Source organism: Telluria sp. B2, from assembly GCF_051789535.1.
Taxonomy (GTDB): Bacteria; Pseudomonadota; Gammaproteobacteria; order Burkholderiales; family Burkholderiaceae_D; genus Telluria.
Genome location: NZ_CP196525.1, coordinates 4,865,808 through 4,888,995 on the forward strand (window position 1 = coordinate 4,865,808; position 23,188 = coordinate 4,888,995).

Consider the following 23,188-nt stretch of genomic DNA (forward strand, 5'->3'; position numbering starts at 1 on the left):
GCGGTGGACCTTGCCGCAACGCGGTGCGTGCGGCGCAAGCGGCAAGGCCCGTGCCGAAGTGATACCGGCTGTCTCGCTTCCAGCCCTGCCGCACGCACGCCGCACAAAAGAAAACGGCCTGCGCAAGGCAGGCCGTTCAGCGGATTCAGTACGGGTTCAGTGCAGCAGGCGCGGCGTCTGTTCGTCATCGGAACCGAACAGGTCGTCGAACATCAGCGCGTCCGGCTCCTTGCCCTGGCTCCACATGAGCATGAGGACGATGATCTTCAGCTTGCTCAGCGTGACCGGCGACTCGTCGACCGCGAGCGCGCGTTCGATGATGATTTCGCGCTGCACGGGGCTGATCAGCTTGGCGCTCTCGAGGAACTGGATGAAACCGATCGCGGCGCTGCCGAGCTCGTTGTACTCCTCGTCCACGTAGTAGCGGGTGCCTTTCGAGGCGACCACGTCGGCCAGCTCTTCGGCGGCCATTTCGTTAAGACCCGTGAGCCAATCGATGGCTTCGCAGATCTCGAAGTCGTCGAAACCGACGGCGGAGAGCTTGCGCGCCAGTGCAGCCGGCTCGGGGCAGGCTTCGGGACGATAGTACGTCTCGTAGAGGTAGACCAGGATGTCGAACATAGTGACGCTACTGTAGCAGCTAAGCTCGTACGGGCACAAGCTTGCTGCGTGCATGAGCATCCTCAATGCGTAAATCGTCGTTTTTCGGCCTTATCGGTTCATATAGGCTTGTAAGTAATTATCGATGCGGCCTGTCGATCGAACAGCTGTCGACGCGGCATCACCGGTGCACACGTTGCACCTTCCCTCCCGGCAGGCGTTCGAGCATGCCGGCCATCTCCAGCGCCAGCAAACCCAGGCTCAGTTCGCCGACATTGCCGCCGCTGCGCGCCAGCAGGGTGTCGATGTCGACCGGTTCGTGGCCGAGGTACTCCAGCAGACCGAGACAGTCTGTCTCGGTCGGCGCCGCGCTTGCCACTTCGGGCGCGAGCGGCGACATGCGCATTGCATCGAGGATTTCGCCGACTGTTTCGACCAGGCGCGCCCCTTCGCGGATCAGGACATGACAGCCCTTGGCCAGCGGCGCGTGGATCGAGCCCGGCAAGGCAAACACTTCGCGGCCCTGCTCTCCCGCCACCCGCGCCGTGATCAGGGAACCGGACTGCGCCGCCGCCTCGACCACCAGCACGCCCGCGGACAAGCCGCTGATGATGCGGTTGCGCTTCGGGAAGTTGCCCGGTGTCGGCGGCGTGCCCAGCGGATACTCGCTGACGATGCAGCCGTCGCGCGCGATGCGTTCGGCCAGGGCGCGGTTGCGGCTCGGGTAGAACAAATCGGCGCCGGTGCCGACCACGGCGATCGTCGCGCCGCTGCCTTCCAGGGCGCCCTCGTGGGCCGCGGCATCGATGCCCAGCGCCAGCCCGGACACGACGCAGACACCGGCCTGCGACAGGGCGGAAGCGAAATGCCGGGCATTGGCCTTGCCCTGGCTGGTGGCATTGCGGCTGCCGACGATGGCCAGTCCCGGGCGCGCGAGCAGTTCGATGCGCCCTTTTATATAAAGCAGCAGCGGTGGATCGGGGATGTTGGCCAGTGCTTGCGGATAATGCGGATCGTCGAGCGCCAGCAGCGCATGCGCGGGATCCTCGAGCCAGGCGAGCACGGCGTCGCGCTGTTGCAGGGTGGAGGAGGAAGGCGGCGCGCACAGGGCGCGTGCGGTGGCGGCCGGCACCTGGGCGGCAAGCGCCGCATGGCCGGCTTCGAAGATCCTGCGCGGCGAACCATAGACGCGCAGCAGGTGGTGCGCAGTGCGGCACCCGACCCCGCTCGCCCCTTCCAGGCGCAGCCAGTCGGTCAAGGTAGCGATGCGGCTGGCGGGGTTGGGGTCCGTGTCCTGCACGGCGGGTTTACTCCGGTGATTTCGCCACGTCGCCGACTTCCACCGGCGCCGTCACTTGCATGATCAGGCCGTAGGAAACGCGCCCGAACACTCGGAAGATGAACAGGCTGCCATACTGCTCATCGGGAAGCTTGATGGTCGACCGGCCGAAACCGAGGAAACCCTTGCGGCCATCCGGGTCCGGCACCGTCTTCCCGAAATGATAAAGCTGCAAGACGGAGCCGACATCGAGCCCGTCAAGCGCGCCCCGATTGACAGTGACGACCTGGCTCTGCCCGGCATAGGTCACGCCCGCATAAATCGACATCACGCGGGCATCGATCCGCTGTTGCGGCGCATGCGGCACGTAGTTGCGCACGGCCGGCGGCGGGGCCGGGACCAGGCGGTCGCCCACGCCCATCTCGCGCACCGAGCTCGACACCGTAAAGGTGTGCACGTCGACGCCGGGCGCGGCCGGCTTCGCCAGCGTGACGGTGCCGACATAGCTGGCCTCGTGCGCCAGCACGGCGCGGGTCTGCGGGTCGCGCAAGGGTCCGCCTGGGCGGAACACCTGGAAACTGGTCGCGCCCTGCAGATCGCCGCGTACGTAGACGCGGTCGCCCACGCCGAGGTAGACGTGGTTTTCCTCGGAGGCCGCGATGCGCGGCGCGCTGGCCAGCTGGTCCTTCTCGATCACCAGCGGCTGGGTCAGGTAGGGTTCGATGACGCCGGCGGGAATCGACTGCACCGCCTCGTTCTCCAGGCCTTCGCTCCGGACCTGGGGCGACAAACGCACCAGGGGCGGCTCGCCGCGGCCGTCGCCGCTGCCCGGCCTGGTGAGCGAGAGGCGACCGCGCACACGGTCGAAATACACGATCTGGCCGGGATAGATCCAGTGCGGGTTGCGGATCTCCTCGCGGTTCATGCCCCAGACCTGGGGCCAGCACCAGGGGTGCTCGAGGAAGGCGCCAGAGATATCCCACAGGGTATCGCCCTTGACGACGCGGTGCTGGTCCGGGGCATTCGGCTTGAAGGCGCATTCCGCGGCCTGGACGGGGCCGGCTACGACACACGCGACGAGGGCCGCCGCAGCAGCGCGGGTCACGACTGTGCTAAAATTTTTCATTGAAGACGTCCGTAAAGTGCGGCATTGACACGGAATTGCAGGCTGCCCCGTCACCCTGGCCAGCCGCGGCGCAAGAAGACAGCACGAATCGACGTTCCTTGAATCGCCTTGGCGGATCATGAAGGTTGCCGAAAGGTTGCCGAAGTGAATCAAATTCTGCACACAAATCCTTGAACTAGCAAGACAAACCGCGTCCTGCTGGCGGGGCCACGTGTTGCATTCCTGCTCCTGCGTCCCCATCTTCTTGTCGTATTTCCACCAACCCTTATTGAACTGTTACTGAATTCCCTGATATGGCCCTCCTGAAGATCCTGCGCTATCCCGACCCTCGCCTGCACAAGGTTGCCAAGCCCGTGACCGAATTCGGCGAGCGTCTTGCCAAGCTGGTCGCCGACATGGCCGATACCATGTACGACGCGCCGGGCGTCGGGCTGGCTGCGACCCAGGTCGACGTGCACGAGCGCGTGGTCGTGATCGACGTGACCGAGACGCACGACAACCTGCTGGTCTTCGTCAATCCGGAAATCACCTGGGCCAGCGAGGAAAAGCAGGTCTATGACGAAGGCTGCCTGTCGGTGCCGGGCATCTACGACGGCGTCGAGCGTCCGGCGCGCGTGAAGGTGCGCGCCCAGGATGCCAAGGGCGAGTACTTCGAGCTCGAGTGCGAAGGCCTGCTGGCCGTGTGCATCCAGCACGAGATGGACCACCTGATGGGCAAGGTATTCGTGGAATACCTGTCGCCCCTGAAGCGCAACCGCATCAAGGCCAAGCTGCAGAAGGAAGAGCGCGGCATGGAGCGCGAAGCGGCCCTGAAGGCCGCTGGCCGCCGTTACTGAGGCGCCGCGCATGAAGGTCGTTTTCGCCGGTACGCCGGAGTTTGCCGCTGTCGCCCTGCGTAGCCTGGTCGAGGCCGGCTTCGAGATTCCCCTGGTGCTGACCCAGCCCGACCGCCCGGCCGGGCGTGGCCTGCAATTGCAGGCCTCGCCGGTCAAGCAACTGGCGCTGGAGCATGGCATCGAGGTGCTGCAGCCGCTGTCGCTGCGCATGGATAGCAAGGACGCACAGCGCGCGCTCGAGGCAACCGCAGCGCATGAACGCCTGCAGGCGCTCGACTACGATGTGATGGTGGTGGCGGCCTACGGCCTGATCCTGCCGCGCAGCACCCTCGACATCGCGCCCTGCATCAACATCCACGGTTCGCTGCTGCCGCGCTGGCGCGGCGCCGCGCCGATCCACCGCGCGATCGAAAGCGGCGACCATGAAACCGGCGTCACCATCATGGGCATGGAAGAAGGTCTGGACACCGGGCCGATGATGCTGATCGAACGCGTGGCCATCGAAGACGGCGACACCACCGGCAGCCTGCACGACAAGCTGGCGGCGCTGGGCGGCACCATGATCGTCGAGGCGCTGCGCCGCATGGCGCGCGGGGAATTGACTTCCACGCCGCAGCCGGAAGCGGGCGTGACCTATGCCGCCAAGATCAGCAAGGACGAGGCCAAGCTCGACTTCGCGCTGCCGGCCCTGGCGCTGTGGCGCAAGGTGCGCGCCTTCAACCCCTTCCCTGCCGCGCAAGGCATGGTGAACGGGACTGCGATCAAGATCTGGAAGGCGCAACTGGCCGACTACCGAGGCAATGCGGCGCCGGGCACGGTGGTATCGAGCGATGAGCAAGGCATCGTCGTCGCCTGCGGCGAAGGCGCGCTGCGTTTGCTGGAGCTGCAGAAGCCGGGCGGCAAGCGCCTGGCGGCGGCGGAGTTCTTGAAAGGATTCCCGCTCGAAGGGCAGACATTCGTGTGAACCGTAGGGTGGGCACTCCGTGCCCACGCAAAAGGTGGCGTAGTGGGAGCGCCGTCAAAACCCGTCAGGCCGCATGATGTTGGCAGGGTTCCGTGCATACCGCGAACGCGTGTTCAGGAACGCAGGTCGTTCGCCGCGTTCAGATGCAAACATGACGCATGCGTTCGCGTGGGCACGGGGTGCCCACCCTACGATCGCCATCCCGCGTCCACCGATTCCCAAAACGAAAAACGCGCCCTGCGGCGCGTTCGATGACAATTTAATTGCCGGCTGCTTCCGCAGCGCGTTGCGCGTCCATATGTTCGCGCAAGACCTGGTTGATACGGGTCTGGTAGCCCGGACCAGCCGCCTTGAACCATTCCAGCATGTCAACGTCGAGGCGGATCGTCACGATCTGCTTCACGCCCGCCGGTTGCTGCTTCGGTGCCGGTGCCACGTGGTTTTGCACCATTGCTTGGTCCCAATCGGGTTCGTACTCTTTGTTCATGCAATCTTCCCGTCTCTTTAACAACGTGCCACATTCCGCGTGGCATTTATTTATTGTCGTCGCTGTATGTATCCGTAAAATTGCTAAACAGGCGGGTTTTGTAACGTCATGTAACAATCGTTCGCATAAACACATAACGATACAATCTGCCGTCCTGCCTCACCGGCGCCCGAGTCCCTTGCAGGGATGACGTATAATTTCAGATCGCCCAAACCGTGCCCGTCCCTGGCGCACGCCTATTGAAAGCACACCATGACTGCCCCGAACACCACGCCCTCCCCGATCGAAACCCAGCTGCGCGAGATCCTGTCGCGCCGCATCATGATCCTGGATGGCGCGATGGGCACCATCATCCAGCAGTACAAACTCGACGAGGCCGCCTACCGCGGCGCGCGCTTCGCTGGTTTCGCCGCGCCCGAAGGCGCCGGCAACCGCGAGCTGTTCGTGAAGGGCAACAATGAACTGCTCACGCTCACCCAGCCGCAGGTGATCCAGGAAATCCACGAGCGCTACCTCGCGGCCGGTGCTGACCTGATCGAAACGAATACCTTCGGCGCCACCAGCGTGGCCCAGGACGACTACCACATGGCCCACCTGGCCTACGAGATGAACGTCGAGGCCGCCAAACTCGCGCGCGCAGCCTGCGACAAGTACTCGACGCCGGACAAGCCGCGTTTCGTGGCCGGCGCCCTCGGCCCGACCCCGAAGACCGCCTCGATCTCGCCCGACGTGAACGACCCGGCGGCGCGCAACATCACCTTCGACCAGCTGGTCGAGAGCTACCACGAGCAGGTGCGCGGCCTGGTCGAGGGCGGCGTCGACGTGCTGCTGGTCGAGACCATCTTCGACACCCTGAACTGCAAGGCCGCGCTGTTCGCCATCGACCAGTACTTCGACGAACACCCGCAAACGCCGCGCAAGCCGATCATGATTTCGGGCACCGTCACCGACGCCTCGGGCCGCATCCTGTCGGGCCAGACCGTCGAGGCCTTCTGGAATTCGGTGCGCCATGCCAAGCCGCTGACCATCGGCCTGAACTGCGCCCTTGGCGCGGCCCTGATGCGTCCGTATGCCGAAGAGCTGTCGCGGATCGCCGATACGTTTGTGTGCATCTACCCGAACGCCGGCCTGCCCAACCCGATGAGCGACACCGGCTTCGACGAGCTGCCGTCGGACACCTCGGCCCTGCTGCGCGAGTTCGCCGACGCCGGCTTCGTGAACATCGCCGGCGGCTGCTGCGGCACTACACCGGAACACATCAAGGCGATCGCCGAGCTGCTGGCCGAGGCCACGCCGCGCGCGGTGCCGGAAGTGCCGGTCGCGATGCGCCTGTCGGGCCTGGAGCCGTTCACGGTCGACGAATCCTCGCTGTTCGTGAACGTCGGCGAGCGCACCAACGTCACCGGCTCGAAGGCCTTTGCGCGCATGATCCTGAACGAGCAGTTCGACGAGGCGCTGTCGGTGGCGCGCCAGCAGGTCGAGAACGGCGCCCAGGTCATCGACATCAACATGGACGAGGCGATGCTCGACTCGCAGGCGGCCATGACGCGCTTCCTGAACCTGATCGCTTCCGAGCCGGACATCTCGCGCGTGCCGATCATGATCGACTCCTCCAAATGGAGCGTGATCGAGGCCGGCCTGAAGTGCGTGCAGGGCAAGGCCATCGTCAACTCGATCTCGCTGAAGGAAGGCGAGGAGGAATTCCTGCGCCAGGCGAAACTGTGCCGCCGCTACGGCGCGGCCGTGATCGTGATGGCCTTCGACGAGCTGGGCCAGGCCGACACCTTCGAGCGCAAGACCGAGATCTGCAAGCGCGCATATGACGTGCTGACGCAGAAGGTCGGCTTCCCGCCGGAAGACATCATCTTCGACCCGAACATCTTCGCGATCGCCACCGGCATCGAAGAGCACAACAACTACGCGAACGACTTCATCAACGCCACGCGCTGGATCCGCGCGCACCTGCCGCATGCGAAGGTGTCGGGCGGCGTGTCGAACGTGTCCTTCTCCTTCCGCGGCAACGACCCGGCGCGCGAAGCCATCCACACCGTCTTCCTCTACCACGCGATCCAGGCCGGCATGACCATGGGTATCGTGAATGCGGGCATGGTCGGCGTCTACGATGACCTGCCGGCGGAACTGCGCGAGCGCGTCGAGGACGTGGTGCTGAACCGCCGCGACGACGCCACCGAGCGCATGATCGAATTCGCCGGCACGCTCAAGGCCGGCGGCGGCAAGCAGGAACAGAACCTCGAGTGGCGCAGCGCCCCGGTCGAGAAGCGCCTGGCGCACGCGCTGGTGCACGGCATCACCCAGTGGATCGTCGAGGACACCGAGGAAGCGCGCCAGGCCGTGCTGGCCGCCGGCGGCCGCCCGATCAATGTCATCGAAGGCCCGCTGATGGCCGGCATGGACATCGTCGGCGACCTCTTCGGCCAAGGCAAGATGTTCCTGCCCCAGGTCGTGAAATCGGCGCGCGTGATGAAGCAGGCCGTGGCCCACCTGGTGCCTTTCATCGAAGAAGAAAAGGCCCAGGAAGAAGCGCGCACCGGCGTGGTCGCGAAACCAAAAGGCAAGATCGTGATCGCCACCGTGAAGGGCGACGTCCACGACATCGGCAAGAACATCGTCTCGGTGGTCCTGCAATGTAACAACTTCGAGATCGTGAACATGGGCGTGATGGTGCCCTGCTCCGACATCCTGGCCAAGGCCAAGGAAGAGAACGCCGACATCGTCGGCCTGTCGGGCCTGATCACGCCTTCGCTGGAAGAAATGGCCCACGTCGCGCGCGAGATGCAGCGCGACCCGTGGTTCCGCGAGCGCAGGATTCCGCTGCTGATCGGCGGCGCCACCACCAGCCGCGCCCACACGGCCGTCAAGATCGCGCCGCACTACGACGGCCCGGTGGTCTACGTGCCGGACGCCTCGCGTTCGGTGTCGGTCGGCCAGTCGCTGCTGACCGAGGAAACGCGCGAGCAGTACATGGCCGAGATCAAGGCCGACTACGAGCGCATCCGCGTGCAGCACGCCGGCAAGAAGGCGCTGCCGACCGTGACGCTGGAGCAGGCGCGCGCCAACAAGGCCAAGCTGGACTTTGCCCCGGTCAAGCCGAAGTTCATCGGGCGCCGCGTCTTCAAGAATGTCGACCTCGGCACGCTGGCGCGCTACATCGACTGGGGCCCCTTCTTCCAGACCTGGGACCTGGCCGGCCCCTTCCCTGCCATCCTGACCGACGAGGTGGTCGGCGAAGCGGCGAGCAAGGTCTATGAAGAAGGCCAGGCCATGCTGAAGAAGATCATCGAAGGCCGCTGGCTGACGGCGAACGGGGCCATTGCCCTGCTGCCGGCGAACAGCGTGCGCGACGACGACATCGAGATCTATACCGACGAATCGCGTTCCCAGGTCGCCTTCACCTGGCACGGCCTGCGCCAGCAGGGCGTGAAGCCCGTGGTCGACGGCGTGCAGCGCCCCAACCAGTGCCTGGCCGACTTCATCGCGCCGAAAGAGTCGGGCGTGGCGGACTACATCGGCATGTTCGCGGTGACGGCGGGCCTGGGCATCGAGAAGCACGAACAGCGCTTCGAGGAAGCCCACGACGACTACTCGTCGATCATGCTCAAGGCCCTGGCCGACCGCCTGGCCGAAGCCTTCGCCGAATACCTGCACGAGCGCGTGCGCACCGACCTGTGGGGCTATGCGGCGTGCGAGGACCTGAACAACGCCGACCTGATCGCCGAGAAATACGTCGGCATCCGCCCGGCGCCGGGCTACCCGGCCTGCCCGGAGCACACGGTCAAGAAGGAGCTGTTCGAGACCCTGCAGGCCGAGGAGATCGGCATGCAGCTGACCGAGTCCTACGCGATGTATCCGGGCGCGGCGGTGTCGGGCTTCTATTTCGCCCATCCGGAATCGAAGTACTTCGTGGTCGGCAAGATCAACGACGACCAGGTCGAGGACATGGCCCAGCGCCGCGGCATGGACAAGGCCGAAGTGGAACGTCACCTGGCGCCGAACCTGTCGTAAGGGCTTGTGGTGAACTTCCCTTGATGCCGATTGCCTAATTCCTCGGGGACCTTGGTCCCGCACCGCAGAGGAGGACACCATGGCAATGCATCTTTCCACCCGGCGCTGGCAGGATCAGGCGATCCTGCTGCTGGGCATCTGGCTGTTCGTCTCGCCCTGGGTAATGGGTTACCCGAGCGATTCGACGCCCGCCATCAACGCCTACATGGCGGGCGCGCTCATGGTGGCGCTGGCTGCTTTCGACCTGTATAAAACCTACGTCTGGGCCGTGGTCGTGAACATCGTGGTCGGCGCCTGGGTGGCGATCTCGCCCTGGCTGGTGGATGTCGTCACCGACCGGTCGATGAGCGCCAGCATGCTGTTCACTGGGCTGGCGACCGTCGTGCTTGGGCTATGGGAAATGCGGACCGATCCGGACCTGCACCAGCAGTGGGCGGGGACGTAATAAGCAATCTTTGCAGATCGATTTGATTGGTAGGCACGGGGCGTCCACCCTACCGCCCCCCATCCCCCTACCCTGCGGGCATGCCGAGGACGTAGGGTGGGCGCCCGTGCCCACGCGTGAACGATGAGCATTGTCGGCCTGCTTTTCGCGCCAACACGACGCAAAGGTCACGCGTGGGCACGGGAGCGCCCACCCTACAGCGCGTAACGCACCAGCTTCTCGCTCCACTCGAAAGCCGCCATCTCCAGCTCGACGAGTTCGTCGCCGTTGTCGGCCAGCTCGCCCAGCACGGGCAGCATCGCGTCGCCCTCTTCCATCTGTTCGAGCGACTCGGCCAGGCGCAGCAGTTCGCCAAAGAAGCCGGCGCGCTTTACCAGCGCGCCCGCCACCTCCTCGCTCACCGGAATCTGCTCGACCAGGTCGGCCATCGGCACCGAGAACAGCGCATCCATCAGCGACATGATGCCGACCGTGAAGGCGACATCGGCCACCTGGCGCTGGCCCGGGCGCAGGCGCTGGGCCAGCAGTTCCATCAGGCGTGCGCGCGTACTGGCGAGCATCAGGAGCGGGGTCATGGTGTGGCCGCGCGTGCCCGGCTCGGCGTACAGCATGATCTGCAGCCAGCGCTGCAGCTGGCGGCGGCCGAGCACCAGCAGGGCCTGGCCGAGCGAATCGATGCGCTGGCGCAGCCCGGCCGCCGGCGTGTTCACGATGCGCAGCAGGTTCACCGAAAGCGATACGTCGCGCTTGATGGCGCGCTCGATCTCGATGTTCTCGGCATCGGAGTTCACCAGGTTCATCAGATCGACCACCGCCAGCTGCGAGGGCGAGAGTTTGCGGGCGGCCAGCACCGAGGGCCTGGCGAAATAATAGCCCTGGAAGTAGTCGAACCCGAGATCGAGGCAGGTGCGGTATTCGGTCTGGGACTCGACCTTCTCGGCCACCAGGCGCTTGCCGGTGCCGCGCAGGCGCGGCACGATGGACAGCATCGACACCACGGGCGTGGCGCGCAGGTCGACCTTCACGTAGTCGAGCAGCGGCAACAGGCGCCCCAGGCGCGGGCCGTGGCTCGATGCTTCGGCGGCGAAGCGGAAACCATGTCCGGCCAGCTCGGCCAGGCGCCACAGCACCGCGTCGCTCGCTTCCACCGACGCGCCCAGTTCGAGCACGGTGCGCTCGCGCGGAAGGAAGGCGAAGATGTCGCTCATCAACACCTCGGTGTCGACGTTCAGGAAGGCGACCGCGTCGCCGATCGCGCGCGGCAGTCCGAGCTGGGCCGCATGGGCCAGCACGCCGGCGGTGGCGGCAAGGCTCGATTCGATCTCGGCGCCGCCATCCATGCGCTTACGGAACAGCAGCTCATAGCCGAACAAGGCCTGGTTGCGGTCGAGCAGCGGCTGGCGCGCCAGATAGAAGTTGCGTAGCTGCAGAGGCTGGGATGCCTGGTCAAGGCTGGCGGTATCGGTCATCGCGGTCCCGTGATCGGTTCAAGCCGCTCACTCTACCCGATTCTCGGCATTAAGTGGCTTTTTGGCATCGTTCCAGGATAAAAAAAGATGCCGGAATACTAAACCGAGCCTTCCTGCGGTTCGCCGTCGACGAACAGCTTCAACTCGCCCGGTGCGAAGTGGGTCCAGGTTTCGTTGGTGGTCAGCGGCTCGGTGACGATGATCGCGACCCGGTCGTTGGGTGTGGTCACCTGCGAAAAATCGACGGACAGGTCTTCGTCGGAAAGGCAGGCCGACGTAAAGGGATACTTGCGCACGACATAGCACAGCTTGGTCGAGCAATGGGCGAACAAGGCGGTGCCGTCGGAGAGCATCATGTTGAAGGTGCCGTAGCCGGCGATCTCGCGCACCAGTTCCGCCAGCGCCGCATGCAGCGCCGCGCGCCCGGGCGCGTCGTCACCGAAGCGGCGCCGCAGTTCCTGCAACAGGAAGCAGAAGGCCAGTTCGCTGTCGGTATTGCCGACCGGGCGGAAGGCGCCATCGAGCCGGGGCGCGAATTCCTTCAGGTCGCCGTTGTGGGCGAACACCCAGTAGCGGCCCCAGAGTTCGCGTACGAAGGGATGGCAGTTCTCGAGCGCCACCTGGCCCTGCGTGGCCTTGCGGATGTGGGCGATGACGTTGGTGGACTTGATCGGGTAACGCTTGATCAGTTCGGCAATCGGGGAAGCGATCGCGGCCTGGTGGTCGACGAAGTGACGTACACCAGCGCCCTCGAAGAAGGCGATGCCCCAGCCGTCGTGGTGGGTATCGGTGCGGCCGCCGCGGTGGGCGAAACCGGTGAAGGAAAACACAATGTCGGTCGGGACATTGCAGTTCATTGCAAGAAGTTGGCACATGGCGAGCAGCTTACCATGGCGGGAGGCAGGGACCGCGCCGCCGGGATGGACGGCGCGGGATTCCTTGTTGCGGATGCCGCATCGGGGCGGCGTTGGCGCGCTTAGTGCAGCACGACCGGTTGGCTCATCAGGGTATCGTAGGAGCCCAGGAAATCGTCGATTTCCTCCATGGTCGGCTCGCTCGCGATCAGGTTGTTGACGTCGCGCCGGAACGATTGTGCCAGTTTGCCGCCGATGAACGCTTCGCGACGGCCGGCCTTGTCGACGATCTCGTAACCACCGAAGCGCAGGGCTTCGAGGTCGCGATCGACGCCAAATTCGACCACGCTGTACTGTTCGCTGTTATAGATCATGTTCATGATGACTCCTTCTCTCGATCAGAGTGTTGGACCAGCCGCGCGGCGGCGGGCGGCTGGCTTCGACTTCAGTGAAGAGGTGGGGCTGGCCGAACCGATTTCAAGAGTGCCGGTCCGGCGTCAGTACCAACAGCTGATCGTATGGTGCGCTGCTTAACCACGATCGCAACTGATCCAGGTGCTCGCTGCTGGCGACGCCGATCAACAACCGGGCTGGACGCTGGCGCAGGAGACGGTTCAATGTAACACGCATCACCAGATTTCCCGCGCAGCAAAGGCAGCCGGGCGCGATGCGGGCCACCAACAGGCTATTGGAGGGCTCAAGGAGAGGATTGCCGTCGGGGAGGCCTTCGAGAATGACGGCAGATGCACCATTCTGGTGCAGGGCTGGCCCGGCCAGGATGGCGGCGATCGCCGCCTCGCGCCGGCTGGCGCTGGGACCGGTGACGAGGGTGGTCAGGATGGGGGCGGGCGAGCCCTTCATCCCCCGCGCTTGCCGAGCTTGCCCGGCTCGACGCCAAGCTGCTTGAGCTTGCGGTACAGGTGGGTGCGCTCGAGCCCGGTCTTTTCGGCCACGCGGGTCATGCTGCCGCCTTCGCGTCCCAGGTGGTGCTCGAAGTACATGCGTTCGAAGGCGTCGCGCGCTTCGCGCAGCGGCAGGTCGAACGAGAGCGTGTAGCCCTGCGTCTCGCCATGGCCGACTACGCCCACGCGCGCGCCGTTGACCGGCGCCGGCATCGGCGGCGGCGGCGGTGCATACATCGGTGCGCTGGCCGGCATGCTTTCGACGATCGGCGGCGGCATGCTCGGGCGCGGCGGCGGGCTTGGCGCGCGCGCCACTTCCTGGGCGCGCGAGAGGCCCTGCTGCACGGCCTTCAGCAGCTTCTGCAGGGCGATCGGTTTTTCGAGGAAATTCAGGGCGCCGATGCGGGTGGCCTCGACGGCCGTGTCGATGGTCGCATGGCCGGACATCATGATGACGGGCATGGTGAGCTGGCCGTCGCGCTGCCATTCCTTGAGCAGGGTGACGCCGTCGGTGTCGGGCATCCAGATATCGAGCAGGACCAGGTCGGGCGCCCCCGCCGCGCGCGCTTCGCGTGCCTGCTGCGCGTTTTCCGCCAGCGTGATTGCGTGGCCTTCGTCTCCCAGGATTTCCGAGAGCAGCTCGCGGATGCCCATTTCATCATCAACTACGAGTATGTTCGCCATCGTTTCGCCTTCCTGTCTCCACCCGTTGAGCGTGTGAAAAAATCGCCATGGCTGCGTTGCATCGTCTCGCCGTACCCTCGTACTGTCTTCGACGATGCGCCTGGCCCTGACGATTTTTTCACACGCTCGTTGTCAATCGTGATTTTTCAGTCGTGATTTTATGCCCGATTTACGCTTCGGCCAAGTTCGCCTCTTGTGCTAACTTTAACAGCAAAATGAATACTGACGCGCCACTTCCGTCTGGACGGTTCTGGATATCAATGCGGCCCCCGTGTTCGTCGACGATCTTTTTCACCATCGGCAGGCCCAGGCCGGTACCGCGCGCCTTCGATGTGACATAGGGTTCGAAGGCGCGCGCCAGGATTTTCGGCGCAAAGCCAGGCCCGTTGTCCAGGATCGCCAGGCGCACCGCGATGCCGGCCGCGCCGTCGGCGCCCGTGTAATGAATGATCTCGGTGGCGACGTCGATGCGCGGCGGCGGTGCGTCCGGCCCGCGGTCGACCAGGGCGTCCTGGGCGTTCTGCAGCAGGTTGTGGATCACCTGGCGCAGCTGGGTCGGGTCGCCCATCACGCGCGGCAGGTTCGGAGCCAGCGCGGCATGGATGATGTCGGAAGCGTCCTCGGCCAGGTAGAGGCTCAGGATTTCCTCGATCAGCGCGTTCAGGTCGAGCGGCTCGAGCACCGCCGGCGGCGTGCGCGCGTAGTCGCGGAAGTCGTCGACCATGCGCTTCATCGCATCGACCTGGTTGACGATGGTGGAAGTCGCGCGCGCCAGCAGGGCCGCATCGCTCTCATCGAGCTTTTCCTGCAGCTTCATCTGCAGGCGTTCGGCCGACAGCTGGATCGGCGTGAGCGGGTTCTTGATCTCGTGCGCCAGGCGCCGCGCGACCTCGCCCCAGGCCACCGAGCGCTGCGCCGAGATCACGTCGGAAATGTCGTCGAACACCACGATGAAGCCGCTGCCCGCCCCCACCGGCAGGCGCGAGCCGCGCGCCAGCAGGGTCGTGTCGTGGTCCTCGCCCGGACGCGGGATCTCGATCTGCTGCTGCCAGTGGGTGCGCTGGCGCGTGCTGCCGGCGGCCGACTGCGCGCTCTGCGCGGAGAAAGCGCGCGTGACGCAGTTGGCGAAGGTTTCCAGGCCTTCGATCCTGTTCAGCGGACCGGTCAGGTTGCAGTGCTCCATCTGCAGGATGCGGCAGGCGGCCTCGTTCGAGTTGACCACCGTGCCTTCGGCATCGAGTACCAGCACGCCGGCCGACATGTTGGCCAGCACCGACTCCAGATGGGCCTTGGCGCTTTGCAGTGCGGCGCGGTTGCGCTCGACCGCGCTCCTGGCCTCGAACAGCTGGCCGGTCATGGCGTTGAAGGACTGGGTCAGCGTGCCGAGTTCATCGTCGGTCTCGACGATCGGGCGCGGCGACAGGTCGCCTTCGGCCACCGCCTGGGTGCCTTCGGCAAGGACCAGCAGCGGCTGGGCCAGGTTCCCCGCGATCAGCACCGCGCTGCCGATGGCGCCGAAGATCGCCAGCAGCAAGGTAAGCGTCAGCGTATTCACGTACATCTGGCGCAGGCCTTCGCGCGCCACCGAGCGCTGGCGGTATTCGCTGAAGGCGCTCCTGAGCACTTCCGCATTCGAGGCCAGGTTGACCGGCACCGCCTGCATCAGCTGCAGGTAGCGCGGCGCGGCGCCGGGCGGCTCGGGCACTGCCAGCACCACGCGCAGGCGCAGGCCGGTGGCGGCGTCGAGCGCGTTCGGCTCGTCGCCCCCTTCCGCGCGGAAGTCCAGTTCGATGCCGCCCTCGGGCCTGGCGTAACCGCCCGGCATCGCCGCCTGGCGCAGCATCTGGGGATTCGGCAGGTCGGGCGTGAGGTCCGCGCGCCGGTCCTCGCTGGCGCTGGCGAGCAGCCGGCCGCCGGCGTCGAGCAGCATGGCGCTTTGCATGCCGTTGGTCTCGGTAATGGTCTGGGACAGCACCAGCTGGGCGCCGATATCGCTCTGGCCGGACAGGGTCGCGGCCACGGTCTGCGCGTTCGCCACGAGTTCGGCCTGGGCCTCGTCGAGCGCGGCGCGGCCCAGGTTCAGGCCGGACGAGAGCGCGGCCTCGATCTTGACGTCGAACCAGGAGTCGATCGAGTGCGAGACGAACTGCAGCGAGACCATGAAGATGACCAGGCCCGGCAGGATGCCGATGCCGGCGAACAGCAGCACCAGGCGCGCCATCAGGCGCGAGCCGAAGCGCTTGGCTTTATAGCGGGAATACAGGCGGCCCAGGGCCACCACCACCAGGATCAGCAGCAGGAAGGCGATCGTGGCGTTCAGGCCGAGCAGCCAGGCGTAGTAGCGGTCGAAGAAGCCGGAGTTTTCCGAGGCCGAGGCGAGCAGGAACAGCAGGATCGAGACAACCGCCCCGCCGACCACCAGCGCGTAGCGCATGGCCTGGTTCACGCCTTACTCCGCACGGTAATTGAAGGTCTTCCTGTTCGAGGCGAGGCGCCAGTCGGAATTCGAGAAGGCGCTCACCTGCAGGGGCTTCTGCAGGTAGTCGCGGTCCATGAACATGCGCAGGCTGACCTCGTAGGTTTCGCCGTGCTTGAGCGCGTTCTTCGGCGCGATCAGCCAGCGCCCCGGGCGCCGGATCTGGAACATCGCCTCGTCCAGCGTCTGGTAGGTCTGCTGCACGCTGCCCATCGCCGCCACGTAGTACTGGCGCAGCAGCACGTCGTAGGAAATGCTCACGGTGCGCCTGGCGAACACGGCGCGGTCGTCGCGCCAGTACCAGCGCGGGCGCACCAGCTCGATCTCGGTCGTGAAGTACAGCTTGACGCCATGCTGCAGGGCGTCCTCGAGGTCGCGGCTCAGGTCGAACGAGTAATTGGCGGCGAGGCGGTAGCCGTCGTCGGACGCCTCGATTTTCGCCATCGTGATGTCGATCCCGTCGGCCGCCTGCGCCGTTGCGCACGCGAAGACCAGCAGCAACTGGCAGGCGAGGAGGCGGAAAAATCGTAAAGTCACAGGTGGGCCGGAACCTAAATTAATCGAGCTTTGTTATGGAGCGGTTCTTACTTTCCCTTCTTGTGGAAGAGCGCATAGAACAGACCGTCATGATCCAGCCCGGCGCCGCTTGTGGGAAGCAGCTGGCCCGGCGCATCGAGGCGGGTGGCGTCGTCGTGGCGCGCCGCGAACGCGGCCGCCTGCGCCTCCGATTCCTGGGGCCAGAGCGAACATGTCACAAACAGCAATTTACCATCGGGCTGCAGCATCTGCCAAAGATTGTCGAGTATCTGCGCGGAAAGTGTTGTAAGTTGGCGCGTGTCGGTCTTGCGGCGCAGCCAGCGGATGTCCGGATGGCGCCGCACGATGCCCGAGGCGGTGCACGGCACGTCGGCCAGGATGCGGTCGTATTGGCGGCCGTCCCACCAGCCGCTGGCCTGGGCTTCGGCCGCGACCAGCGTGGCTTGCAGGCCCAGGCGGCCGAGGTTGTCGCCCACGCGCGCCAGGCGCTGCGGATCGGCGTCGACCGAGGTCAGCGCCACGTCCGCCAGCTCCAGGATGTGGCCGCTCTTGCCGCCTGGCGCGGCGCAGGCGTCGAGCACGCGCATGCCGTCCTGCAGGTCGAGCAGCGGCGCGGCCAGCTGGGCGCCGGCATCCTGGACCGAAGCGAGGCCGTCATGGAAGCCCGGGATCTGGGACACGTTCACGGCCTGCTGCAGGCGCAGCGCCTGCGGACCGATCCGTTCAGCCTGGACGCCGCTCTCTTCCAGCAGGCGAGAATAATCCTCGACCGAGGTCTTGCGCGTATTGACGCGCAGGGTCAGGGGCGGATGGGTATTGCCGGCCGCGAGGATGGCCTGCCAGTCGCGCGGGTAGGCCGCTTTCGTCGCGTCGATCCACCACTGCGGATAATTCCATCGGGCCAGCGGCTCGGCCAGTGCGGCCTCGACCAGCTTGTCCCGTTCGCGCAGGAAGCGGCGCAGTACCGCGTTCACCATCGCCTTGGCATGGGCGAAGTCCGGGTGGCTGGCCGCCGCCGTGACCGCCTGGTCGACGACGGTGAACGCCTCATACGGCGCGGCCTGCCCTTCCGGCGGGTCGAGCAGGGCCAGCGCGCAGCACAGCAGGCCGGCGAGCTGGGGCGCGTCCGGCGCCTTGGTCGTCATCAGGCCCAGCAGGGTCTCGCTGCGGCCCATCTGGCGCATGCTGCGATACGACAGGTCCTGGATCGCGCCGCGCGCCTGGGGCGTGACGCCCCAGGCCTGGAACACGTGGGCCAGCGCCTGCGGCAGCGCGGTGCCGGAACCGACCTGGGCGATCGCATTGGCCGCGCCCAGCAGGGCCAGGGCCAGCGAATCGCTTGGGAGGTCCGGACGGTAATCGATCTGGAAGTGCTGCTTGACCTCGTAGCTCGGGCGTGGCTGGGCGGCCGGACGCTTCGGCTCAGCCTGACCGCTCGCGCGCGTATCGGGACGCGGCCCCGGCCTGCCCTGCCCCGCTTCGCGGCCTGGCGCGGCCTGGCCAGCCGGCTTGCTGGCTGGCTTCGTGAACTGGGCCGCGGGATTGCCCACCTTCTTCGGCGCCGGCCTGGCGGCGGCGCCGGACTTGGGTTTGATGGTGAGCGTGGGGCGCTTGTCGGTCATGGTTACGGGTCAATACGAAAAGGCCACATTGTAACGGTTCAGCCTTTGGCTGCGCTTAAATACTCAGCACCTGCGCCGGCCGCAGGCGTATTCGCTGTTGCGGCAAACCAGTATAATGAATCCTTGTTTGCCGTGGCCGCGCCACCGCTCCATTCGAACTCACGGACCACTTATCCATGCTCGCCCAACAAAAACAAGAAATCGTTGCCCTGTTCCAGGCCGCCCTTGCGCCGATCATCGCCGGCACCGATTTGACACCCAACATCGTGCTGGAACGCCCGCGCGATCCAAGCCACGGCGATATCGCCTGCAACATCGCCATGCAGCTGGCCAAGCCACTGAAGACCAACCCGCGCGAACTGGCCACCCGCCTGGTCGCCGCCCTGCAGGCCGAACCAAAGGCCGCCGGCCTGGTCGAATCGCTTGAGGTCGCCGGCCCCGGCTTCATCAACCTGCGCGTGGCCGCCAGCGCCAAGCAGTCGGTGGTGCGCACGATCCTGGAAACCGGCGAGGCTTTTGGGCGCGGCACCTCGGGCGCCGGCCACCACGCGATCATCGAATTCGTCTCGGCCAACCCGACCGGTCCGCTGCACGTCGGCCACGGCCGCCAGGCCGCGCTGGGCGACGCGCTGTCGGCCCTGTTCGAGTCGCAGGGCCACGAGGTGACCCGCGAGTTCTACTACAACGACGCCGGCGTGCAGATCGCCACCCTGGCCAACTCGGTCCAGGCGCGCGCACGCGGCTTCAAGCCGGGCGACGCCGAGTGGCCCGAGTCGGCCTACAACGGCGACTACATCCAGGACATCGCCGACGACTTCCTGGCGAAGAAAACCGTCTCGGCCAGCGACGGCGAGCCGGCCACCGCCAGCGGTGACGTCAACGACATCGAATCGATCCGCCGCTTCGCCGTGACCTACCTGCGCAACGAGCAGGACCGCGACCTGCAGGCCTTCGGCGTCAAGTTCGACAACTACTACCTCGAGTCCTCGCTGTACGGCGACGGCAAGGTCGAAGCGGCCGTGCAGGCCCTGGTCGACGCCGGCGTCACCTACGAGCAGGACGGCGCGCTGTGGCTGAAGACCACCGACTACGGCGACGACAAGGACCGCGTGATGCGCAAGTCCGACGGCACCTACACCTATTTCGTGCCGGACGTGGCTTACCACATCCAGAAATTCCGCCGCGGCTTCGACCAGGCCATCAACATCCAGGGCAGCGACCACCACGGCACCATCGCCCGCGTGCGCGCCGGCCTGCAGGCCGTAAACATCGGCATCCCGCAGGGCTACCCGGACTACGTGCTGCACAAGATGGTCACCGTCATGAAGAACGGCGAAGAGGTCAAGATCTCCAAGCGCGCCGGTTCCTACGTCACCGTGCGCGACCTGATCGAATGGTCGGGCAACGGCGATATCACGCGCGGCCGCGACGCCGTGCGCTTCTTCCTCATTTCGCGCAAGGCCGACACCGAATTCGTGTTCGACGTCGACGTCGCCCTGAAGACCTCGGACGAGAACCCGGTCTACTACGTGCAGTACGCCCACGCCCGCATCTGCTCGGTGCTGGCCCAGTGGGGCGGTGACGAAACGACGCTCGGCAAGGTCGACTTGGCTCCACTGACCGCACCGCGCGAAGCGACCCTGCTGAACACGCTGTCGGCCTACCCGGAAATGCTCGAGCGCGCGAAAGCCGAGCTTGGCCCGCACCAGGTCGCCTTCTACCTGCGCGAACTGGCCGGCGAGCTGCACAGCTACTACAACGCCGAGCGCGTGCTGGTCGACGACGAGGCCGTGAAAATGGCGCGCCTGGCGCTGATGGCGGCGACCCGCCAGGTGCTGCGCAACGGCCTGGCCCTGATCGGCGTCTCGGCCCCGGCCAAGATGGAACGCAACACCACCGAACCACAAGAGTAAGAACGCAACATGACCGCCACCACCCGACTTCCTTCCCTCCTGCGCCAGCGCGGCAGCACCCTGACCGGCATCATCATCGGCCTGATCATCGGGCTGGGTATCGCGGTGGCGGTCGCGCTGATGATCACCAAGGGCAACTCGCCCTTCACCGACCGCTCGAACAAGATGGGCCGTCCGGCCGATCTCGACCCGAGCCAGGCGAACGACCCGAACAAGCCGATGTATGGCAACCGCGACGCCGCGCGCGAAGCGAACAAGCAGTTGGCCGAGCGCGAGGCCGCCCGCGCGGCCGCGCCGACGCCGGCGCCGGCAGCGGCGCGGCCGGCCGATACCGCCTCCGATCCGCTGGGTGAAGCGATCGCCGGCATGAGCGCGGCGGCCGAACCGAAGCCGGCCGCCAGCCCGGCGGCGCCCGCCCCGGCAGCGGCACCGGCCGGCGCCCCTGCCGCCCCGGCGGCGGCAAGCGCGGGCGGCGACGACAAGTACGTCTACTACCTGCAGGCCGGCGCCTTCCGCGAGATGTCGGACGCCGAGAACACCCGCGCCAAGCTGGCCCTGCTCGGCTTCGAGGCCGCAATCAGCGACCGCAGCAGCGACAGCGGCGTGCTGCACCGCGTGCGCCTGGGCCCGTTCAACCAGGTCGAAGCCGTCAACAAGGCGCGCGCCAAGCTGCTCGACAGTGGCATCGACGTGGCTATCGTCCGCAACCAGAAATAATCGATCAGGAGAACCCGATGCAAATGCTTCGCCGCCTGCTGTGCAGCGCCTTCGTCCTCGGTCTTGCAAGCGCCGCCGCTGTCGCCGCCCCTGCGGCCCCGGCCGCGCCCAAGGAAGGCGTGCAGTACCAGGTCCTGCCGCAGAAGCAGGAAACCCCGGCCGGCAAGCAAGTCGAAGTCATCGAGTTCTTCGCGTACTACTGCCCGCACTGCGCCGCCTTCGAGCCGCTGCTGTCGGAATGGGTGAAAAAACAGGGCGACAACATCGTCTTCAAGCGCGTGCACGTATCCGCCGGCCCGCGCGTGGCCCCGCAACAGCGCCTGTTCTATACGCTCGATGCGCTCGGCCTGCTCGGCCAGTACCACGAGAAGGCCTTCGCCGCGATCCACCAGCAGCGCCTGCGCTTCCAGGACGACGAAGAAGTCATCGAGTGGGCGACCAAAGCCGGGATCGACCGCGCGCGCTTCACCGACACCTACCGTTCCTTCGGCGTGCAGGGCAAGCTGCGCCGCGCCAGCGCCATGATGGACGAGTACAAGGTCGACCACTGGCCTTTTGTTGCGATCGACGGCCGCTTCATCACCTCGCCCTCGATGGCGAACCAGGGCGGCTCGACCGCCCGCACCGAAACCGAACAGCAGCAGGTGGCGCTGCAGGTGATGGACGCACTGGTCGCGAAAGCCCGAGCGGACAAGAAATGACCGCGGCGGCCCGCCTGGACCGCGTCTTCATCACCGGCGCCTCGAGCGGCATCGGCGCGGCCCTGGCGCGCGAATATGCCGCGCGCGGAGCCAGCCTCGGCCTGCTGGGCCGGCGCGCCGACGCCCTCGCCGACCTGGCCGCTTCGCTTCCCAACCCCGAACGCCACCGCAGCTACGCCGTCGACGTCTGCGACCACGCGGCGCTTGCCGCGGCCGCGCGCGACTGCATGCAGGCACTCGGCGGCGTGGATATCGTAATCGCCAGCGCCGGCATCTCGCACGGCACGCTCACCGAGCGCCCCGAAGATCTGCCGGTGTTCGAATCGGTGTTCGCCACCAACGTCAACGCCATGGTCGCCACCTTCACGCCCTTCGTCGCACCGATGAAGGCGCAGGGCACGCCCTGCCGCCTGGTCGCGATCGGCAGCGTGGCGGGCATCCGCGGCATGCGCGGCGCCGGCGCCTATTGCGCCTCGAAAGCCGCCGTGCACAGTTATGCCGAATCGCTGCGTCTCGAACTGAAGTCAACCGCCATCCGGGTCGTGACCATTGCGCCCGGCTACATCGATACACCCATGACCCGCAATAACCGTTTTCCGATGCCCTTCCTGATGCCGGCCGAGCGCTTCGCGGCCAGCGCCGCCCATGCCATCGCGCGCGGCGACAGCTACCGCGTGCTGCCCTGGCAGATGGGCTTCGTCGCCAGGCTGCTGCGCGCCCTGCCGAATCCCCTGTTCGACCTGATCTTCTCGCGCGCGCCACAGAAGCGCCGCAAGGAGGCCGCATGAACGCCCTCGAGATCGCCGCCCGTTCCAGCGCGAACGTGGCCGTCGAGGTGGTCGAAGAGACCGGCTCGACCAACGCCGACCTGCTGGCGCGCGCCGCCTCGCTGGAGGCGCCGCTGCTGCTGGTGGCCCGCAACCAGACCGCCGGGCGCGGCCGCGCCGGACGCAGCTGGCTGTCCTCGAGCGAGGGCTCCCTCACCTTTTCGCTGGCCTGGCGTTTCGAAGGCGGCGTGAACCGCCTGGCCGGGCTGCCGCTGGCGGTCGGCGTGGCGCTGGCCGAGACGCTCGGCCGCCTCGGCGTGCAGGTCGGCCTGAAATGGCCGAACGACGTGCTGCGCGACGGCGACAAGCTGGCCGGTATCTTGATTGAAACCCAGGCCGCGCCTGCCGGCGGCGTGTGGGCCGTGATCGGCATCGGCCTCAATCTCCTGATGCCCGAGGAAGCCGAAGCGCAGCTCGGGCGCAGCATCGCTTCCCTGCCCTGGCTGGCGCGCATGGACCGCAACGAACTGCTGGCCGCACTGCTCGACGGCCTGGCCGACGCCCTGCGCGAATTCGAGCGCGCCGGCTTTGCCGCCTTTGCCGCGCGCTGGAACCTGCGCCACGCCTGGCAAGGCGAGACTGTCACCATCCTCGACCGCGGCGCCGTGCTGCACGAAGGCGTGGCCGCCGGGGTCGACGATGCTGGCCGCCTGCTGCTCGACACCGTCGAGGGCCGCATCGCGATCCTGGCCGGCGACGTGTCGCTGCGCGTGAAAGGCGCCTGAG

General features: G+C 66.4%; 21 protein-coding genes. 9 read left to right on the forward strand and 12 right to left on the reverse strand.

Features of this window, described 5'->3' with window-relative positions:
• Window positions 1–156: 156 nt before the first annotated feature.
• From ACSUZJ_RS21525 to ACSUZJ_RS21535, 3 genes are all read right to left on the reverse strand, one after another.
• A complete protein-coding gene (locus ACSUZJ_RS21525) occupies window positions 157–621 on the reverse strand; it encodes a Smg family protein (RefSeq protein WP_499411591.1) in 465 nt (154 codons plus the stop codon).
• 160 nt (window positions 622–781) lie between these two features.
• The gene (gene dprA, locus ACSUZJ_RS21530; RefSeq protein WP_499411592.1) at window positions 782–1,900 is read right to left on the reverse strand and encodes a DNA-processing protein DprA; all 1,119 of its coding nucleotides are present in this window, start codon (window positions 1,898–1,900) and stop codon (window positions 782–784) included.
• A gap of 7 nt (window positions 1,901–1,907) precedes the next feature.
• Entirely contained in the window at window positions 1,908–3,005 is a 1,098-nt protein-coding gene (locus ACSUZJ_RS21535) for a LysM peptidoglycan-binding domain-containing protein (protein WP_499411594.1), read from the reverse strand.
• A gap of 293 nt (window positions 3,006–3,298) precedes the next feature.
• Here ACSUZJ_RS21535 and def point away from each other — a divergent pair, with 293 nt between their 5' ends.
• A complete protein-coding gene (def, locus tag ACSUZJ_RS21540) occupies window positions 3,299–3,841 on the forward strand; it encodes a peptide deformylase (RefSeq protein ID WP_499411595.1) in 543 nt (180 codons plus the stop codon).
• Window positions 3,842–3,851: 10 nt separating this feature from the next.
• On the forward strand, window positions 3,852–4,805 hold the full coding sequence (gene fmt, locus ACSUZJ_RS21545) for a methionyl-tRNA formyltransferase (RefSeq protein WP_499411597.1): 954 nt from the start codon (window positions 3,852–3,854) through the stop codon (window positions 4,803–4,805).
• Between the two features lie 259 nt (window positions 4,806–5,064).
• On the opposite strand, the gene ACSUZJ_RS21550 is transcribed toward fmt, so the two are convergent.
• The gene (locus ACSUZJ_RS21550) at window positions 5,065–5,292 is read right to left on the reverse strand and encodes a BrnA antitoxin family protein (protein ID WP_499411599.1); all 228 of its coding nucleotides are present in this window, start codon (window positions 5,290–5,292) and stop codon (window positions 5,065–5,067) included.
• Between the two features lie 252 nt (window positions 5,293–5,544).
• On the opposite strand from ACSUZJ_RS21550, the gene metH reads away from it, so the two are divergent.
• Together metH and ACSUZJ_RS21560 are read left to right on the forward strand one after the other, a co-directional pair.
• Entirely contained in the window at window positions 5,545–9,315 is a 3,771-nt protein-coding gene (gene metH / locus ACSUZJ_RS21555) for a methionine synthase (protein ID WP_499411601.1), read from the forward strand.
• Between the two features lie 79 nt (window positions 9,316–9,394).
• The gene (locus ACSUZJ_RS21560) at window positions 9,395–9,760 is read left to right on the forward strand and encodes an SPW repeat protein (protein ID WP_499411603.1); all 366 of its coding nucleotides are present in this window, start codon (window positions 9,395–9,397) and stop codon (window positions 9,758–9,760) included.
• A gap of 194 nt (window positions 9,761–9,954) precedes the next feature.
• Here ACSUZJ_RS21560 and ACSUZJ_RS21565 read toward each other — a convergent pair whose 3' ends face one another.
• From ACSUZJ_RS21565 to rsmB, 8 genes are all read right to left on the reverse strand, one after another.
• Window positions 9,955–11,229, reverse strand: a complete 1,275-nt coding sequence (locus tag ACSUZJ_RS21565) for an EAL and HDOD domain-containing protein (protein WP_499411605.1) — start codon at window positions 11,227–11,229, stop codon at window positions 9,955–9,957.
• Window positions 11,230–11,327: 98 nt separating this feature from the next.
• Window positions 11,328–12,104, reverse strand: coding sequence for a class II glutamine amidotransferase (locus tag ACSUZJ_RS21570; protein ID WP_499411607.1), 777 nt, complete (start codon window positions 12,102–12,104; stop codon window positions 11,328–11,330).
• Between the two features lie 101 nt (window positions 12,105–12,205).
• Complete coding sequence (locus tag ACSUZJ_RS21575) at window positions 12,206–12,463, reverse strand: BTH_I0359 family protein (RefSeq protein WP_027865841.1); 258 nt, start codon at window positions 12,461–12,463, stop codon at window positions 12,206–12,208.
• A 97-nt stretch (window positions 12,464–12,560) separates the two neighbouring features.
• Window positions 12,561–12,944 carry a GTPase gene (locus ACSUZJ_RS21580; RefSeq protein ID WP_499411609.1) on the reverse strand — a complete coding sequence of 128 codons (384 nt, stop codon included), beginning with the start codon at window positions 12,942–12,944 and terminating at the stop codon, window positions 12,561–12,563.
• Window positions 12,941–13,669 (reverse strand): response regulator, encoded by a 729-nt coding sequence (locus ACSUZJ_RS21585; RefSeq protein ID WP_499411611.1) that lies wholly within the window; start codon window positions 13,667–13,669, stop codon window positions 12,941–12,943. Before ACSUZJ_RS21585 ends, ACSUZJ_RS21580 begins: the two co-directional genes overlap by 4 nt.
• 169 nt (window positions 13,670–13,838) lie before the next feature.
• Window positions 13,839–16,115: a sensor histidine kinase gene (locus tag ACSUZJ_RS21590; RefSeq protein WP_499411613.1), complete on the reverse strand. Its 2,277-nt coding sequence runs from the start codon at window positions 16,113–16,115 to the stop codon at window positions 13,839–13,841.
• A gap of 3 nt (window positions 16,116–16,118) precedes the next feature.
• Complete coding sequence (locus ACSUZJ_RS21595; RefSeq protein WP_499411615.1) at window positions 16,119–16,682, reverse strand: DUF4390 domain-containing protein; 564 nt, start codon at window positions 16,680–16,682, stop codon at window positions 16,119–16,121.
• 47 nt (window positions 16,683–16,729) lie between these two features.
• A complete protein-coding gene (rsmB, locus tag ACSUZJ_RS21600) occupies window positions 16,730–18,304 on the reverse strand; it encodes a 16S rRNA (cytosine(967)-C(5))-methyltransferase RsmB (protein WP_499411617.1) in 1,575 nt (524 codons plus the stop codon).
• A 176-nt stretch (window positions 18,305–18,480) separates the two neighbouring features.
• On the opposite strand from rsmB, the gene argS reads away from it, so the two are divergent.
• Genes argS through ACSUZJ_RS21625 form a run of 5 tightly spaced genes read left to right on the forward strand, consistent with a single transcriptional unit; the run spans window position 18,481 to window position 23,187 of the window.
• Window positions 18,481–20,217: an arginine--tRNA ligase gene (gene argS / locus ACSUZJ_RS21605; RefSeq protein WP_499411619.1), complete on the forward strand. Its 1,737-nt coding sequence runs from the start codon at window positions 18,481–18,483 to the stop codon at window positions 20,215–20,217.
• Window positions 20,218–20,226: 9 nt separating this feature from the next.
• Complete coding sequence (locus tag ACSUZJ_RS21610; protein ID WP_499411621.1) at window positions 20,227–20,934, forward strand: SPOR domain-containing protein; 708 nt, start codon at window positions 20,227–20,229, stop codon at window positions 20,932–20,934.
• 17 nt (window positions 20,935–20,951) lie between these two features.
• Window positions 20,952–21,635, forward strand: a complete 684-nt coding sequence (locus ACSUZJ_RS21615; RefSeq protein WP_499411623.1) for a thiol:disulfide interchange protein DsbA/DsbL — start codon at window positions 20,952–20,954, stop codon at window positions 21,633–21,635.
• Window positions 21,632–22,423 (forward strand): SDR family oxidoreductase, encoded by a 792-nt coding sequence (locus ACSUZJ_RS21620; protein ID WP_499411624.1) that lies wholly within the window; start codon window positions 21,632–21,634, stop codon window positions 22,421–22,423. Before ACSUZJ_RS21615 ends, ACSUZJ_RS21620 begins: the two co-directional genes overlap by 4 nt.
• Window positions 22,420–23,187 (forward strand): biotin--[acetyl-CoA-carboxylase] ligase, encoded by a 768-nt coding sequence (locus ACSUZJ_RS21625; RefSeq protein ID WP_499411625.1) that lies wholly within the window; start codon window positions 22,420–22,422, stop codon window positions 23,185–23,187. The genes ACSUZJ_RS21620 and ACSUZJ_RS21625 overlap by 4 nt, the downstream gene beginning before the upstream one ends.
• The last annotated feature ends 1 nt before the right edge of the window (window position 23,188 follow it).

Coding starts and splice junctions, on each gene's coding strand:
- ACSUZJ_RS21525 (WP_499411591.1), bottom strand. CDS start 621: ATGTTCGACATCCTGGTCTACCTCTACGAGACGTACTATCGTCCCGAA.
- ACSUZJ_RS21535 (WP_499411594.1), bottom strand. CDS start 3,005: ATGAAAAATTTTAGCACAGTCGTGACCCGCGCTGCTGCGGCGGCCCTC.
- def (WP_499411595.1), top strand. CDS start 3,299: ATGGCCCTCCTGAAGATCCTGCGCTATCCCGACCCTCGCCTGCACAAG.
- fmt (WP_499411597.1), top strand. CDS start 3,852: ATGAAGGTCGTTTTCGCCGGTACGCCGGAGTTTGCCGCTGTCGCCCTG.
- ACSUZJ_RS21550 (WP_499411599.1), bottom strand. CDS start 5,292: ATGAACAAAGAGTACGAACCCGATTGGGACCAAGCAATGGTGCAAAAC.
- metH (WP_499411601.1), top strand. CDS start 5,545: ATGACTGCCCCGAACACCACGCCCTCCCCGATCGAAACCCAGCTGCGC.
- ACSUZJ_RS21560 (WP_499411603.1), top strand. CDS start 9,395: ATGGCAATGCATCTTTCCACCCGGCGCTGGCAGGATCAGGCGATCCTG.
- ACSUZJ_RS21565 (WP_499411605.1), bottom strand. CDS start 11,229: ATGACCGATACCGCCAGCCTTGACCAGGCATCCCAGCCTCTGCAGCTA.
- ACSUZJ_RS21570 (WP_499411607.1), bottom strand. CDS start 12,104: ATGTGCCAACTTCTTGCAATGAACTGCAATGTCCCGACCGACATTGTG.
- ACSUZJ_RS21575 (WP_027865841.1), bottom strand. CDS start 12,463: ATGAACATGATCTATAACAGCGAACAGTACAGCGTGGTCGAATTTGGC.
- ACSUZJ_RS21580 (WP_499411609.1), bottom strand. CDS start 12,944: ATGAAGGGCTCGCCCGCCCCCATCCTGACCACCCTCGTCACCGGTCCC.
- ACSUZJ_RS21585 (WP_499411611.1), bottom strand. CDS start 13,669: ATGGCGAACATACTCGTAGTTGATGATGAAATGGGCATCCGCGAGCTG.
- rsmB (WP_499411617.1), bottom strand. CDS start 18,304: ATGACCGACAAGCGCCCCACGCTCACCATCAAACCCAAGTCCGGCGCC.
- argS (WP_499411619.1), top strand. CDS start 18,481: ATGCTCGCCCAACAAAAACAAGAAATCGTTGCCCTGTTCCAGGCCGCC.
- ACSUZJ_RS21610 (WP_499411621.1), top strand. CDS start 20,227: ATGACCGCCACCACCCGACTTCCTTCCCTCCTGCGCCAGCGCGGCAGC.
- ACSUZJ_RS21615 (WP_499411623.1), top strand. CDS start 20,952: ATGCAAATGCTTCGCCGCCTGCTGTGCAGCGCCTTCGTCCTCGGTCTT.
- ACSUZJ_RS21620 (WP_499411624.1), top strand. CDS start 21,632: ATGACCGCGGCGGCCCGCCTGGACCGCGTCTTCATCACCGGCGCCTCG.
- ACSUZJ_RS21625 (WP_499411625.1), top strand. CDS start 22,420: ATGAACGCCCTCGAGATCGCCGCCCGTTCCAGCGCGAACGTGGCCGTC.